This is a genomic window from Enterococcus sp. AMC1623, assembly GCF_058216495.1.
The window spans coordinates 1,534,332-1,548,724 of record NZ_CM177096.1 but is presented as its reverse complement, the minus strand read 5'-3'; the positions used below and the strand labels follow the sequence as shown (position 1 = coordinate 1,548,724).

The 14,393-nt window shown below is 36.1% G+C and carries 15 protein-coding genes; 10 read left to right on the top strand and 5 right to left on the bottom strand.

Translation table 11 applies throughout. From position 1 onward, the window contains the following. Positions 1-126 precede the first annotated feature (126 nt). Positions 127-1,926, top strand: a complete 1,800-nt coding sequence (locus tag AC4BC7_RS07625; protein WP_490504294.1) for an LTA synthase family protein — start codon at positions 127-129, stop codon at positions 1,924-1,926. 200 nt (positions 1,927-2,126) lie between these two features. Here the strand turns inward: AC4BC7_RS07625 and AC4BC7_RS07620 are convergent, their stop codons facing one another. Continuing rightward, positions 2,127-2,954 (bottom strand): LysR family transcriptional regulator, encoded by an 828-nt coding sequence (locus tag AC4BC7_RS07620; protein WP_207941326.1) that lies wholly within the window; start codon positions 2,952-2,954, stop codon positions 2,127-2,129. 32 nt (positions 2,955-2,986) lie between these two features. After that, entirely contained in the window at positions 2,987-3,445 is a 459-nt protein-coding gene (nrdI, locus tag AC4BC7_RS07615; protein ID WP_490504293.1) for a class Ib ribonucleoside-diphosphate reductase assembly flavoprotein NrdI, read from the bottom strand. 86 nt (positions 3,446-3,531) lie between these two features. Between nrdI and AC4BC7_RS07610 the strand changes: the two genes are divergently transcribed. Continuing rightward, a complete protein-coding gene (locus AC4BC7_RS07610; RefSeq protein ID WP_490504292.1) occupies positions 3,532-4,092 on the top strand; it encodes a GNAT family N-acetyltransferase in 561 nt (186 codons plus the stop codon). An 82-nt stretch (positions 4,093-4,174) separates the two neighbouring features. Here the strand turns inward: AC4BC7_RS07610 and AC4BC7_RS07605 are convergent, their stop codons facing one another. Next, entirely contained in the window at positions 4,175-4,693 is a 519-nt protein-coding gene (locus AC4BC7_RS07605) for an LURP-one-related/scramblase family protein (RefSeq protein WP_490504291.1), read from the bottom strand. Positions 4,694-4,728: 35 nt separating this feature from the next. Beyond that, a complete protein-coding gene (locus tag AC4BC7_RS07600; RefSeq protein WP_207941322.1) occupies positions 4,729-5,598 on the bottom strand; it encodes a Cof-type HAD-IIB family hydrolase in 870 nt (289 codons plus the stop codon). Positions 5,599-5,738: 140 nt separating this feature from the next. Here AC4BC7_RS07600 and AC4BC7_RS07595 point away from each other — a divergent pair, with 140 nt between their 5' ends. The 4 genes from AC4BC7_RS07595 to AC4BC7_RS07580 all read left to right on the top strand — a co-directional run bounded on the left by AC4BC7_RS07595 (position 5,739) and on the right by AC4BC7_RS07580 (position 8,642). Then, positions 5,739-6,419, top strand: coding sequence for a uracil-DNA glycosylase (locus AC4BC7_RS07595; protein ID WP_490504290.1), 681 nt, complete (start codon positions 5,739-5,741; stop codon positions 6,417-6,419). A 152-nt stretch (positions 6,420-6,571) separates the two neighbouring features. Next, complete coding sequence (pta, locus tag AC4BC7_RS07590) at positions 6,572-7,552, top strand: phosphate acetyltransferase (protein WP_207941320.1); 981 nt, start codon at positions 6,572-6,574, stop codon at positions 7,550-7,552. Between the two features lie 104 nt (positions 7,553-7,656). After that, positions 7,657-8,124, top strand: coding sequence for a tRNA (adenosine(37)-N6)-threonylcarbamoyltransferase complex ATPase subunit type 1 TsaE (gene tsaE / locus AC4BC7_RS07585; protein WP_207941319.1), 468 nt, complete (start codon positions 7,657-7,659; stop codon positions 8,122-8,124). Next, a complete protein-coding gene (locus AC4BC7_RS07580; RefSeq protein ID WP_207941318.1) occupies positions 8,121-8,642 on the top strand; it encodes a GNAT family N-acetyltransferase in 522 nt (173 codons plus the stop codon). Before tsaE ends, AC4BC7_RS07580 begins: the two co-directional genes overlap by 4 nt. Before the next feature lie 47 nt (positions 8,643-8,689). On the opposite strand, the gene AC4BC7_RS07575 is transcribed toward AC4BC7_RS07580, so the two are convergent. Continuing rightward, a complete protein-coding gene (locus tag AC4BC7_RS07575; RefSeq protein ID WP_490504289.1) occupies positions 8,690-9,223 on the bottom strand; it encodes a 3'-5' exonuclease in 534 nt (177 codons plus the stop codon). A 158-nt stretch (positions 9,224-9,381) separates the two neighbouring features. Between AC4BC7_RS07575 and AC4BC7_RS07570 the strand changes: the two genes are divergently transcribed. The 4 genes from AC4BC7_RS07570 to allB all read left to right on the top strand — a co-directional run bounded on the left by AC4BC7_RS07570 (position 9,382) and on the right by allB (position 14,363). Next, positions 9,382-10,296 carry a Gfo/Idh/MocA family protein gene (locus tag AC4BC7_RS07570; protein WP_490504288.1) on the top strand — a complete coding sequence of 305 codons (915 nt, stop codon included), beginning with the start codon at positions 9,382-9,384 and terminating at the stop codon, positions 10,294-10,296. Positions 10,297-10,358: 62 nt separating this feature from the next. After that, positions 10,359-11,261, top strand: coding sequence for a UDP-N-acetylmuramate dehydrogenase (gene murB, locus AC4BC7_RS07565; protein ID WP_490504287.1), 903 nt, complete (start codon positions 10,359-10,361; stop codon positions 11,259-11,261). Between the two features lie 355 nt (positions 11,262-11,616). After that, a complete protein-coding gene (gene allW, locus AC4BC7_RS07560; RefSeq protein ID WP_490504419.1) occupies positions 11,617-12,981 on the top strand; it encodes an allantoin permease in 1,365 nt (454 codons plus the stop codon). 17 nt (positions 12,982-12,998) lie between these two features. Continuing rightward, a complete protein-coding gene (gene allB, locus AC4BC7_RS07555; RefSeq protein WP_490504286.1) occupies positions 12,999-14,363 on the top strand; it encodes an allantoinase AllB in 1,365 nt (454 codons plus the stop codon). The last annotated feature ends 30 nt before the right edge of the window (positions 14,364-14,393 follow it).

Sequence of the window (14,393 nt, the reverse complement as noted above, 5' to 3'; positions counted from 1 at the left end):
TAGACCTTAGCACCCACCTTAATTAGGGGATGTTCTTTCATATAGTTCGGATAGTTTTATGTTGTTTGTCATTTACAATTGTAAAAAAGAGGCTTAAAATAAAACACTAATGGAGGAGGTTTTTCGTTGAAAATAAATTCTAAAATTAAATATAGTATTGCAACTGTTGTGAGTTTGGTAGGAATTATTCTTAGCAATCTTTATTTACAATGGTGTCAAAATAATTTATCTGCTGACTTAGCACTAAAATTTGCTTTTTCTTGGCATACAGAAAAATTTCTTTTAGGTAGTTTAGTGTTAGGGATTTTTTATTTGTTTTTGATTAGTTTAGCAGGTTCTTGGATTGCGGGCACCACCGTTTATAGTGTCATCATTTTATTAATTGGTTACGCTACCTATCTTAAAATGTTATATCGTCAAGAACCGATTTATCCAGATGATTTGAAAATGGTCACACAATTTGATTTATTAAAAGAAATGATTGGTACAGGACCATTTGTCGTGGCGATTTTAATTGTAATTGGTGCGTTGGGAATTTTTGGCTGGCAGTTGTATCGTAGCATTTATTTACCAAAAAAACGTCAAATTATTCGTGTATCGGTTTTGGCACTTAGTTTTTTAGGGCTAATTTATGTGAGTCATTTTAATGATGAAACTAATGTATTGCGTAAAGCTTATAATCGCACGGCTTTATGGATTCCATATTCACAGCAAATGAACTACTATAATACAGGTTTCATGGGTGGTTTTTTATTTAACTTACGAGTGGAAGCAATGGAAGAGCCTAAAGCGTATTCTGAAAAAACAATTGATGAGATTACAGAGAAATACCAGCCTAGCAAAAAAGAAGCAACCGAAGAGCCGAATATTATTTATATTATGAGTGAGAGTTTTTCTGACCCAAGTCATCTAAATGAATTAGAAATTACAGGCGATCCATTGAAAGAATACTACGAACGAGCGAACCAAACGTATAGTGGAAAAATGTTATCGCAAAATTACGGTGGTGGCACTGCTAACATTGAATTTGAAGCATTAACTAGCTTTTCAATGGAATTATTTAATCCACAAATGACGACACCATACACCTTGTTAGTTCCAAAAATGGATAATTTACCGTCATTGGTTTCCTTAACTGCACAACGAGGGTATGAAACAACAGCTATTCATCCGTATGATACTTCAATGTATAAACGAAAAGATGTCTATGATATTCTAGGTTTTAACCAGTTTTTAGATCAAGAGACAATGAAGCATACAGATAAAATTGAACAAAATCCCTATATTTCTGATAAAGCAGCTTATGATGAAATCATGGATATTTTGAAAGACAACCAACAACCACAATTTGTGCACTTAGTGACGATGCAAACGCACATGCCTTATGGTGGAAAATATGATACCTTGCATTATTCAGCAAAAGGTACAGGTAATATGAATAGTGTTGGAAATTATCTACAAGACATTGCCTACAGTAGTCAAGCCTTGAGTGATTTTATCAATCAAGTAGAACAACTGCCACGTCGGACATTAATTGTTTTTTGGGGCGATCATTTACCGGGAATTTATTCAGATGAAGTTCAAGCAGAAAATGAACAAAGCACACTTCATGAAACAGAATTTTTAATGTGGGATTCACAAAATGAATGGAAATTTGAGCCAAATCAAATAACCAGTCCATTTTATTTTGCGCCTAATCTATTTGAACGAAGCAATTTGCTGTTGTCACCTTTTTATGACATGTTATTAAAATTGGAAAATGAATTACCTGCCTTTGAAAAAGGGATGTATTTACAAGATGGTCAATGGCAATCAGAGTTAGCGTTAGATCAAAAAGCCCAAGAAATTTATAATGACTATCAGTTGATTCAATATGATATTGTGCAAGGAAAACAATACAGCGTGGATAAACAATTTTTTGAATGAATGTTTTGTTTCACGAAGGAAAACAAGCTTGAAAAGGTGAAAGCGGAACAAGCATGATGAACAAAAGGTTTTATGAATTTTCTCCTCGATCTTTTTTGTGAAACGTAAAAATTGTGAAACAATCCACTCGCAAATATGTGGATAAAAAAGAAGTCATCGTAAAAACGATGGCTTCTTTTTAGTTATTCACAAGTCCAGTTTTAAGAATGATTGGCTTTTTTGATTTGTTCTTGGATAAAGCTTGCGACAGCTGCTAATTCTTCAGAAACGACTTTTTGTCTAGTTACAAAATAAAGGCTTCGTTGACTCCCAACTTCTAACGAACACCACGGAATAGATTGATTGAGTGCTAATTTAGAAATGATTGTTTTTCCCACGCCATTTTTTAGTAAAGCTAACGTCATTTCATGACTGTTTGTTTGAATGATATGAGGAACCAGATTACGAATTTTTAAATAATTCTCGTTAATTTCTCCTAGTGGGGAATCTGATTCTGGTAATAACCAATAATTAGAAGTTAAATTACCAGCTAAAACTAATTCATCTTCTGCAATCAAATAACGATCAATTTGACTACTGCGTTCAGGAGTTTCAATTAAACCAAAGTCAACTTTGGATTTTTCTAAATCATGGATAATTTTCTCACTAGACATAATTGGAAAGCTAAAATCAATCATGGGGAACTCTTTTATCAAAATTGGCACAAATTTAGGAATCAGATAGGCCCCACATGTTTGAGAACTAGCAAAAATACATTTATCTCGAAAATTCTTTTGCGTGCTGACATGGTGAGTCGCATCTTCCCATTCTTCAATGATTTTTAAAATACGTGGGTACAAAAAATCGGCTTCTTTTGTTGGAATAATTTCTTGTTTTCCATTACGAATAAAAAGTGAAACATTTAAATGGTCTTCTAATTTTTTGATTTGGGCAGAAACAGTGGGTTGTGACAAAAAGAGACTGTCTGCCGTGCGCGTAAAATTATGTGTTTCATATACCGATAAAAATGTTCTTAATACTTGAAACAAATTATCACCTCATTTAATTCTCGTTACCTTGTTTACTGAGCGACTTTTTTCCATTCTGTGACTAACTTTTCATAGATTGCTGCTATTTCTGAATTATTTCCACGAAGTTCAAAATCTGCTAGTAGAGGCGTGTCGAATTGCTGACTGTATTGTTTCGCTGTTAAACAATATTGATAACCGAAATTCTTATTCCCACTACCGATAATTCCTAAACAAAAATCTGCGTTATTTTCAAATGCAATATACTCGCGTAACGCTTCCGTTAAAATTTCTTGATCGCCGTTGTCCACACCATTGCCACCTTCTAAATACGTAGGAACGATAGCGAAAAATGGTTCAGATATGGCTTCGTCGAAACTGTTGTCGTGAATTTCTTTTGATTGTATAATAGGGAAATCAGGGTTTTCTACGTGTTTTTGTTCAGATAAGGCTTGCATACGAGCGACAAAAGAACGAGTGTTGCCTGAAATTGATATATATAGGATATTCATTGTGTATTCCTCCTATGGAACAGTATAACAAAAAATAAGAAATTCAGCAGACTAAAACCTATACAAATGAAAAGAAGGTAGAATAAATGATTCGATTTGCAACATCAGAAGACGGTTTAGCTATTGCGAAATTAGTGCTGGTTATTTTGAAGGATATGGAATTGCCATTTGTCAAAGAAATCGGCGAAGCAAAGACCATCGAGATTTTAACTGAAGCAGTTAAAGACCCAACGTATCGTTATGGTTATAAGAGAGGCTTGGTCAAAGAAGTGGCTGGCGAAATTGCGGGAATTGCTTTTGGCTATCCTGCAGAAGAAGAGGCAATTGTCGATGATGCCTTAGCTCGTGTTTTAAAAGAAAAGGGAATGACCGAGCGTCCACTCTTCCTTGATCCAGAAACATTTCCAAATGAGTGGTATTTAGATACCATTTGTGTCGATGAAGCGTTTCGTGGTCAAGGAATTGGCTCTGAATTACTAGATACACTAGATAAAATGGCGAAAAGAGAAGCGAAATCTGTGATTGGCCTTTGTGTTGACCAAGCCAATCCCAATGCGCAACGTCTCTATGAACGAAAAGGTTTTGCAGTAGTGGGAGAACAAATGCTTAGTGGCCATAAGTATAACCACATGCAAAAAAATATTTAATAAAAAAACAGCATGTACTATGAGGTACTATCCCTAAAAGGTTCAACTTTTAGAGCAGTTAATTCATGTTACATGCTGTTTTTTATTCAAATGTATCAGCAAATTTAAGCCTATATTCAAGTGATTCTTTGGGTTTGCGATTATACAGCCAATAATCTAAAACTGCTGCGATACAAATACATTTTGGAGCGTTTTTGTCATCAATAACATTCAAGACATAAAAATCACCGGTTAGCAAACTTGCTTTGTACATCCGCATAATTTCTTCTTTAAAGTGATGAATTTGATAATGATGATTGTAAATATCACCGTGGACTTGCCAATGTAGTTGTTGAACATAATAGAAGTCACCAGGCCAATTAAAAATTTTTTGCATAGTACCAACTTTTTGGAAATTCTCGTAGATTTCAAACCGTTTGCCAAATGTAAAGCTAACTTGTTTAATGCTAGCAACCAAAGTTCCATTCATGCGATAAAGTGATAGCGCATCGCCTTTGGTTCCCCAACGACCGACGAGTAAATAAAGAGAGTGGCCCGCTTCATCTTTAATGACGGTTCTTGTTACGGCACTCAATTGTTCTTGAATAAAAAATTCAGACACGACCTCTCACCTCCGTTTGGTCGATACGTTACAGCTTACAACTCTTCATCAATCGCGCGACGAATAGCTTTTCCCACACCCGATTGAACATTTGGCTCAGTGACATATTTTGCATATTCTTTGAGCTCTGATAGGGCGTTGCCCATTGCAAAACTCACACCTGCTGCTTGAATCATGCTTACATCATTTAAATTATCCCCAATAGTCATAACTTCTTTCATATCAATATTTCTGTTCAATGCAACATGACTGACAGCAATTCCTTTTTGAGCAGCGCGATGATTGATTTCAATATTATTTTCACCAGATGAGGTTACAAACAATTCATCATAAGCATTAATTTTTTTAGCGGCTGGACCTAGATACACAGCGCCTTCTTTATGGAAGCAAATGATTTTTAAGATAGTAATTTCATCTTGAACAATCAACTCATGGATACTGTCCACAAAATGAATAGGCAAAAATTCAAGACGCGCGACTGTCATCGCAATCGCCATTTTATGAGTTAAATGAGGCATCGTTTCTGCGATATGCGCAGCAAAATTTTCAATGCGTTGTTCTTTGCTTTCTGAATAAGTTCCTTTGTTTGTTGACACTTCATAATAGATTTGATGTTCATCTAAAATGTCCAAAATAGTTTGTGTCGTTTCTAAATCGATGGGTGCACTAAAGACCACATTTCCTTCTTGGTCAAAGACTTGTGCGCCATTTAAGGTAATCATGGCACAGTCAATGCCGGCTTCTTCTAATGCAGGTAGTGCCTCAGAACGATTCCGACCAGTAGCAACCATAAATTCAATGCCGTGCGATTGTGCGTATTGAATCGCTTCTATATTTTCTTGGGAAATCCGCATTTCTGCGTCTAATAACGTACCATCCATATCTGAAGCAATTAATTTAATCATATAAGCAACCCTTTCTTCTCCTGTAATTCTCTTTTAGTTTACCACAAAAAATAGAAATTTTCTTGAAGTCAACGTGGGTTTTCGAGACTTGTCGTTTCTAACAGATTACGCTATTCTAAAAGAAATAAGGAGGAACGTATATGAAAACAATTATTCATAACAGTTGGCAAAACATCTTGGAAGAAGAATTCCAAAAACCCTATTATTTAGAACTCCGTGAATTTTTAAAACAAGAATACCAAACCCAACGCATTTTTCCAGATATGTATCATATTTTTGAAGCATTAGAAAAAACACCTTACGAAAAAGTGAAAGTAGTTATTTTAGGTCAAGATCCTTATCATGGAATGAATCAAGCGCATGGTTTATCTTTTTCAGTTCAACCAGGAGTAAAAATTCCACCATCATTAAAAAATATCTATAAAGAGTTAGCAGATGATTTAGGAATTCCACCTGTTACGCATGGATATCTTACGTCTTGGGCAGAACAAGGTGTGTTATTGTTAAACACTGTTTTAACCGTACGAGAAGGACAAGCTTACTCTCATCGTGGAAAAGGCTGGGAACAATTAACAGATGTAATTATTCAAAAACTAAACGAACGTGAACAGCCAATAGTTTTTATTTTATGGGGAAAACCAGCACAACAGAAAATGACGATGATTGATACACAAAAACATATTATCATTCGCTCTGTTCATCCGAGCCCGCTTTCGGCACACCGTGGTTTTTTTGGTTCAAAGCCATTTTCAAAAACCAATGATGCGTTAATTGCCTTAGGAGAAACACCAATTAATTGGCAACTTCCGGAAAGAGTATAACAGAAGGAAGAGTAAATTGTAGCAGAAAGAAAAAATGATGTGTAAAAGTCAATTAGATACTCTTTTTGATATTAATACAGACAAAAAAACTGTTCTTTTTTTTTAAGATAGTGTATGATGGGAATGTATAAAAAATCTGGAGGTTATTATCCATGGAATTATTTGACAGTTTAAAATTTAAAATCGTTCGTCGTGGCATCCGTATTGCTTTCCCAGAAGCTTCTGATACACGTATTTTAGGTGCCGTTGCTCGTTTAAAAGGGGAAGAGCTAATCGAGCCTGTTTTAATCGGTAAACAACATGAAATCGAAAAAGCTGCGGCAACTCGTGGAATCAACATTGCGAATATGACAATTTATGATCCAGATAACTGCGGTCGTTGGGATCAAATCGTTGATGCGTTTGTTGAACGTCGTAATGGAAAAGTAACAAGAGAGCAAGCGGAAGAGTTATTAAAAGATGAAAACTACTTCGGTACAATGCTTACTTACATGGGAATTACAGATGGTTTAGTATCTGGTGCGATTCATTCAACGGGTGACACTGTACGTCCTGCTTTACAAATTATTAAAACAAAACCTGGAATTAGCCGTACTAGTGGCGCATTCTTAATGATGCGCGGGAATGAACAAGAAAAATATATCTTTTCTGATTGTGCGATTAATGTAGCACCATCTCCAAAAGAATTAGCTGAAATTGCGATTGCTTCTGCTCATACAGCTGAAATGTTTGATATTGAGCCTCGCGTAGCAATGTTAAGTTTCTCTACAAAAGGTTCAGCAAAAGCGCCTCAAGCGGATGCAACCATTGAAGCGACTAAAATTGCCAAAGAATTAGCTCCAGAATTAGCAATTGATGGTGAATTGCAATTTGATGCAGCATATATTCAATCTGTTGCTCAATTAAAAGCTCCTGAATCAGACGTAGCAGGTAAAGCTTCTGTCTTTGTATTCCCAGATTTACAAGCAGGTAACATTGGTTACAAGATTGCACAACGTTTTGGTAACTTTGAAGCAATTGGACCAATCTTACAAGGGTTGAACAAACCAGTTTCTGACTTATCTCGTGGTTGTAACGAAGAAGATGTTTACAAACTATCAATTATTACAGCAGCCCAATCATTAATGGCTTAATCGCTGTTTTTAAGAGTCGTCGTTTCAGCGATGGCTCTTTTTGCTATTTCAGTTAAAAAAAGCTATACTAGTCGAGAAGTTAAAGGAAATGGAGTAATAGCGGTATGATTGTTTTGGAAAATGTCGAACAAACAGCAACATTTGCTCAACTAATTGGCGAAGTCGCCCAAGCAAGTGACAATTTAGTTTTAACCGGTGATTTAGGCGCTGGTAAAACTACTTTAACCAAAGGCATTGCTAAAGGACTAGGAATTGAGCAAATGATTAAAAGTCCAACCTATACGATTATTCGTGAGTACGAAGCAGGTCGATTGCCTTTATATCACATGGATGTTTATCGTGTAGAGCATGGTGCAAGTGAGTTAGGTCTGGATGAATATTTTGAAGGAGACGGTTTATCGGTGATTGAATGGGGAAATCTTTTGGCTGATGCCTTACCTGTTGATTACTTAGAATTAGTTTTAGAAAAAGATTCACAGGATGAAAATAAACGATTGGTTACACTGACATCATTTGGCAAACAAGGAGAAAGCTTTAAGCAACGAATTCTTGAAAAGTGGGAACAACTATGAGTGAAGCCATTGACTTGCTCATTCGTGAAGCGTTATCTGAAGATGCCACTAATATTTTAGCCATGATGGATCAGGTGAGTCGTGAAACAGAATTTTTAGTTATGGATGAAGGCTTCACTTTAAGTCCGGATCTTTTAGCACACCACATTGAGGCAATTTATGAAAGTTCCAATAATTTATTGTTAGTGGCGTATAATGGGGAACAGCTTATCGGTACGGCATCGATTCGAGCAAGTGAGGAAAAACGAATTGCTCATATTGGTGAAGTTGGTATTTCAATTTTGAAAGACTATTGGGGAATGGGCTTAGGCAGTGTTTTATTAGAAGAAATAATTATCTGGGCGCAAGAATCAGCATCTATCCGTCGTTTGGAACTAACCGTGCAAACTCAAAATAAACGAGCTACCCATTTATATGAAAAATTTGGTTTTCAATTAGAAGCAACAATGAAACGTGGGGCTTTAGGCGACGATGGCCGCTTTTTAGATGTGTTATTGATGAGTTTAATGATTGATTGAATCGTATCTCCAAATAAAAACAACGCCAACTCAGCTTGGCGTTGTTTTTATTTCATCATGACCAATTTTTTTAACGGTTCCACGCCAAACATTTTTTCTTGTTGTAATAAAATATTGGCACATGCGCGACTATCTTCTAACGCATCGTGGTGGTTATTTAATGGAATATCCAACAATTCACACATCGTATTTAATTTATGATTAGCTATTTCAGGATATAATTTGCGACTTGTTTTGACCGTACACAAAGAAAGATAGTGAGGCTGTTTTAACCCGTAATACTCTAAACAACCTGTTAAAACGCCCGTATCAAAACCTGCATTATGCGCAACAATTAAACTATTTTCTTGATAATATTGCTCAATTTGCTGCCAAACTTCAGGAAATTTTGGTGCATGAACGACATCTTGTGGTCGAATGCCGTGGATTTGAATATTACGCCAAAAAAATTCAGTTTCTGGTTGAATCAAGGTATAATATTCGCCAACGATTTGACTATTGCGAACCATGACTAATGCTAATGAACAGGCACTATGTCGTTGATAGTTTGCTGTTTCAAAGTCCATTGCGATAAAATTCATTTTTTTCACCTCTTATAAATCAACGGTTAATTCAATAGGACCAAGCGTACGTCGAAGAAATAAATGTCACGTAATCTTGCCAATTTGTTTTTCCTTACTGTATTCTAAACAAAAAAAGTGTAAGATAAAAGTAAGAACAATTATAAAGGAGCAAGTATATGAAAATTGGCGTTATCGGTTTAGGAGGAATCGCTCAAAAAGCGTATCTACCGACCTATGTAAAATTACAAAATCAAGCAACATTTTTTTTCGCTACACGTAACCCTGAAGTACAACAAGCATTAAAAGAAACCTATCAATTGCAACATATGAAAGCTAATCTGCAAGAGTTATTAGCAGAAAACATTGAAGCTTGCTTCATCCATACAGCGACACATAGTCATTATGCTTTAGTTAAGGAATGTTTAGAAAATGATATTCATGTGTTTATTGATAAGCCTTTAAGTGAGAATCTTGCAGAAGTTAGTGAATTGCAAGAATTAGCAGAACGCCGAAATAAACTTCTTATGGTAGGTTTCAACCGTAGATTTGCGCCAATGGTTGAAAAATTAAAAGCAATGCCAGATAAGCGTACAATTTTTTTACAAAAAAATATGGTTCACTCCGTACAGCCAACCGCGTTTGAAATTTTTGACGTCTTTTTACATTTAGTTGACACGGCTGTTTATCTATTAGATGAGCCGATTGTTTCGATGAGCAGTCGCATTCGCGATACGTCAGCTGGTATGGAGACAGCCTTTTTACAATTGGAAACGGAAAATACCACTGCAATGTTATCCATGGATTTAAAAAGCGGTGCTAGTCGTGAGCAGTATCAAGTAACTTCATCACAAGGGACAGCGGTTGTTGATAATTTGGTAACGTTACAAATATTCAATCAAAACCAACAAACGACACAGACTTTTGGCGACTGGGAAGTAACCTTGAGAAAACGAGGATTTGAACAGATGGTTGAACTATTTTTAGAAGCCATTCAAACAAAAGAGACGGCTAAATTACATCAAGAAAATATTTTTGTTAGTCATGAATTATGCGCAAAAATGTTAAAACAACATGAAGAACAGTCCAACTAGTAGTCAGTTTGTGAAGAACATGTTAAAATAGACAAGACGTTGAGAAGAAGGAGCGTTTGTCAGTGAAAAAGGAAAAAATGATCAAAGAATTCCCTGAAATGGCTTTATTAATGGATGAGCCATTGATGAATTATACATTTACACAAACAGGTGGACCAGCAGATATTTTAGCTTTTCCAAAAAATAGAAAAGAAGTCGAACAGTTAGTCAATTATTGTCGTGAACAAGAGATTCCGTGGTTAGTCTTAGGAAATGCTAGCAATTTAATTGTACGTGACGGTGGTATTCGTGGTGTAGTCATTATGTTGTTAGAGATGAACCAAATCCAAGTGAATGGCACAATGATTGAAGTTGATGCCGGCGCACGTTTAATTGATACTAGCTATGCCGCATTGGATGCATCACTAACAGGATTAGAATTTGCTTGTGGGATTCCTGGAAGTATCGGTGGCGCAGTCTTTATGAATGCGGGAGCTTACGGTGGAGAAATTAATGACGTTTTTACTTCATGTGACGTCTTATTTCCTGATGGTTCGATTCGGACACTTACAAGAGAAGATATGCATTTTAGTTATCGTCACAGCATTATTCAAGAAATGGAAGGCATTGTCTTAAATACGCGTTTTACCTTAGAAAAAGGTGAACCTTTGTCGATTAAGACCCAAATGGAGGAATTGACTTATCTAAGAGAATCAAAACAACCATTAGAATATCCCTCATGTGGTAGTGTGTTTAAACGACCAGAAGGACATTTCACTGGAAAATTGATTCAAGACGCAGGCATCCAAGGGCTTATTTGGGGTGGCGCTCAAATCTCTGAAAAACATGCAGGCTTTATTGTGAATATCAATCATGCAACTGCAACAGATTATGTAGAATTGATTGCACATATTCAAGCAGTCATTAAAGAGAAATTTGATGTTTCATTAGAAACAGAAGTGCGTATTATTGGCGAAGAAAAATAATAAAAAACATTGGAAAGATTTCTTTTCAATGTTTTTTTGCATTTTAGAACAACAGAAAGTCCTTTTAAAGGAGTGAATCATAAATAACGTTTTTTTTAATTAGCGGTTTTTCACAAATGAAATATTTTTTTTAGTTAATACACCTAATGAAAAGGTTTTTTTAAGCGATTACAATTAAAGGTGAAAGGGACTTTGTGAAAAATAAATAAGATAACAGATTGTTTGTTAAATAAAATTAGAAAGGAAGGTAGTTGTGGAAGTAAATGATTATCATGTGTCACCAACAGAGTTACAGCAATTAGAAAAAAGGGGATACAACCAAGATTTATTACCTAAGGATGAGACCAAACGTAATATGGATGCCAAAAATTATTTTACATTATGGATGGGCTCGATTCATAATATCCCCAATTATACAGCAGTGGGAGGATTTTTATTTTTAGGATTATCACCACTCAATGTGATGTTAGCGCTGATTATTAGTGCAGTTGTTGTTGCAGGCTTTATGACCGTTAATGGTGTTGTAGGCTCGCGTTTTGGTATTCCATTTGCCATGCATTTACGTTCAACTTATGGAAATGTTGGTGCAAAATTACCAGGGTTCTTGCGTGGTTGCGTGGCTGCTATTGCGTGGTTCGGTTTACAAAACTACACTGGATCGTTAGCATTGCTCATTCTAATTGGCAAAATCTGGCCAGGATTTTTAGAATTAGGTGGGGATACAATGATTTTGGGCATTAGTATTCCAGGATTAATTGCATTTACCGCTTTTTGGTTATTGAACGTGGCAATTGGTTTTGGTGGCGGAAATATTTTAAACAAATTTACCGCTATTCTTACACCTCTGATATATATCGTTTTTGGTGGAATGGCAATTTGGGCCTTTACAGTTGCTGGTGGAATGGGTCCTATTTTATCGTATGATACAGTAGGTGTTACACGTTCCATCCATCCGTTGTTTGGTTATCTAATGGTAATTAATTCCGTTCTAGCTGTTTGGGCTGCACCAGGCGCCAGTGTTTCTGATTTTACTCAAAATGCGAAATCAACTAAACAACAAGCTGTTGGTCAAACATTAGGTTTAGTCATCGGTTATGCCATTTTCGCTATCTTTAGTGTGGTCATTTTAATTGGAGGTTCGATTCATTACGATATTCAAGAATGGAATGTCTTAAATATTATTGATCGTTGGGATAATTTTCCAGCAATTATTTTAGCAATGGCGGTCTTTTTACTAACAACTATTTCAACAAACGCGACAGGCAATATTATTCCAGCGGCGTATCAGTTGACAGCATTATTCCCTAAAAAAATTAATTACAAAAAAGGCGTATTGATTGCTTCGATTATTAGTTTTGTCATTATGCCTTGGAAGCTAATGGAAAATGCAGATAGTATTTTTATTTTCTTAAATACAATCGGTGCAGTTTTAGGTCCGGTTGCAGGTGTCATGTTGACGCATTATTTCTTCGTTAATAAACAACAAATTGATTTAGATAAGTTATACATGGATCCAACGAAAAATAACAAAAACAACCAATATCATGGCATTAATCGTCAAGCCTACATTGCCACAATTATTGCGTTATTATTGAGTTTGAGTGGACAATTTATTTCTAGCCTAAAAATGATTTCAGATATTTCATGGTTAGTTGGCTTTGCAGCAGCGAGTATCATTTATCTTGGTTTACAAAAATTTTCAACAAAAACAAATGATTAAAGATGGAGGAATGGATAATGAGTTATGATTTAGTCATCAAAAATGGATTAGTTATTTTGGAAGGCGGCGAGGTGCAAACCGATGTTGCAGTCAACGACGGATTAATTGCAGCAATTGGCACTGATTTAACGGGTGAAAAAGAAATTGATGCGACAGGTTTAGTTGTTAGTCCTGGAATGGTAGACGCGCATGTGCATATTACTGACCCTGGTGGTGGCTATCGTGATGAATGGGAAGGATATGTAACAGGAACAGCAGCTTGTGCCAAAGGCGGCGTGACGTCATTCATGGAGATGCCTTTAAATCAGGTTCCAGCAACTGTTGATGCCAAGTCATTAAACATTAAATATCAAGCAGGAGAAGGTAAATTAAAAGCTGATGTGGGCTCATTTGGTGGATTAGTCCCATTTAATTTAGAAGGTGGTATCCAAGAGTTGAATGAAGGTGGCGTTGCAGCCTATAAATGTTTTATGGGGACATGTGGCGACCGCACAATCGATGGCGATTTTATGAACGTGGATGATTATGCTTTGTATGAAGGGATGAAACAAATCGCCAAGACCGGTAAAGTCTTAGCGATTCATGCTGAAAATGCACCAATTACGGATAAATTAGGTGAAATTGCTTATAAAAATGGTGAAACAACCTTAAAAGCTTATGTGGCAACACGTCCTGTTTTTACAGAAGTCGAACCTATTCGTCGTGCGATTTTACTTGCCAAAGAAACTGGCTGTCGCATTCACATTTGTCATATTGCTTGTCCTGAAGGCGTGGAAGAAGTGACCAAAGCACGCAATGAAGGTATAGATGTAACGTGTGAAACTTGTACACATTATTTATACTTTGAAACGGATGAATTAGATGCGATTGGTCCAGTTGTGAAATGCTCTCCGCCAATTCGTGATAAAAAAGCACAAGACGGTTTATGGGAAAAAGTCTTACGAGAAGAAATTGCTTTTGTAACATCCGATCATTCACCATGTACACCAGATTTAAAAGAGAAAGACAATGCCTTTGAAGCTTGGGGAGGAATCTCAGGTGTACAAAATAATGTCGATGTCCTTTTTGATGAGGGCGTTCAAAAACGCGGCATGTCTTTAGATTTATTTGCACGACTTATCGCAACAAATCCAGCAGATCGTTATGAGTTAACACAAAAAGGTCGAATCAGTGTTGGGAAAGATGCCGACTTTGTGTTAATTAAACCTAATGCACCGTACACGTTAAAAGCAGAAGATTTAGCGTATCGCAATCAAATCAGCCCTTATATTGGTCGTGAAATTGGTGCACAAGTTGTGCAAACAATTTTACGTGGAACGATTGTTTATAGTCAAGACGAGGGTATTTCCGAAGAATTTGTAGGAACATTTATCAAAAAATAAAACAAAAAAGCATTCAAATGTACCAACCTC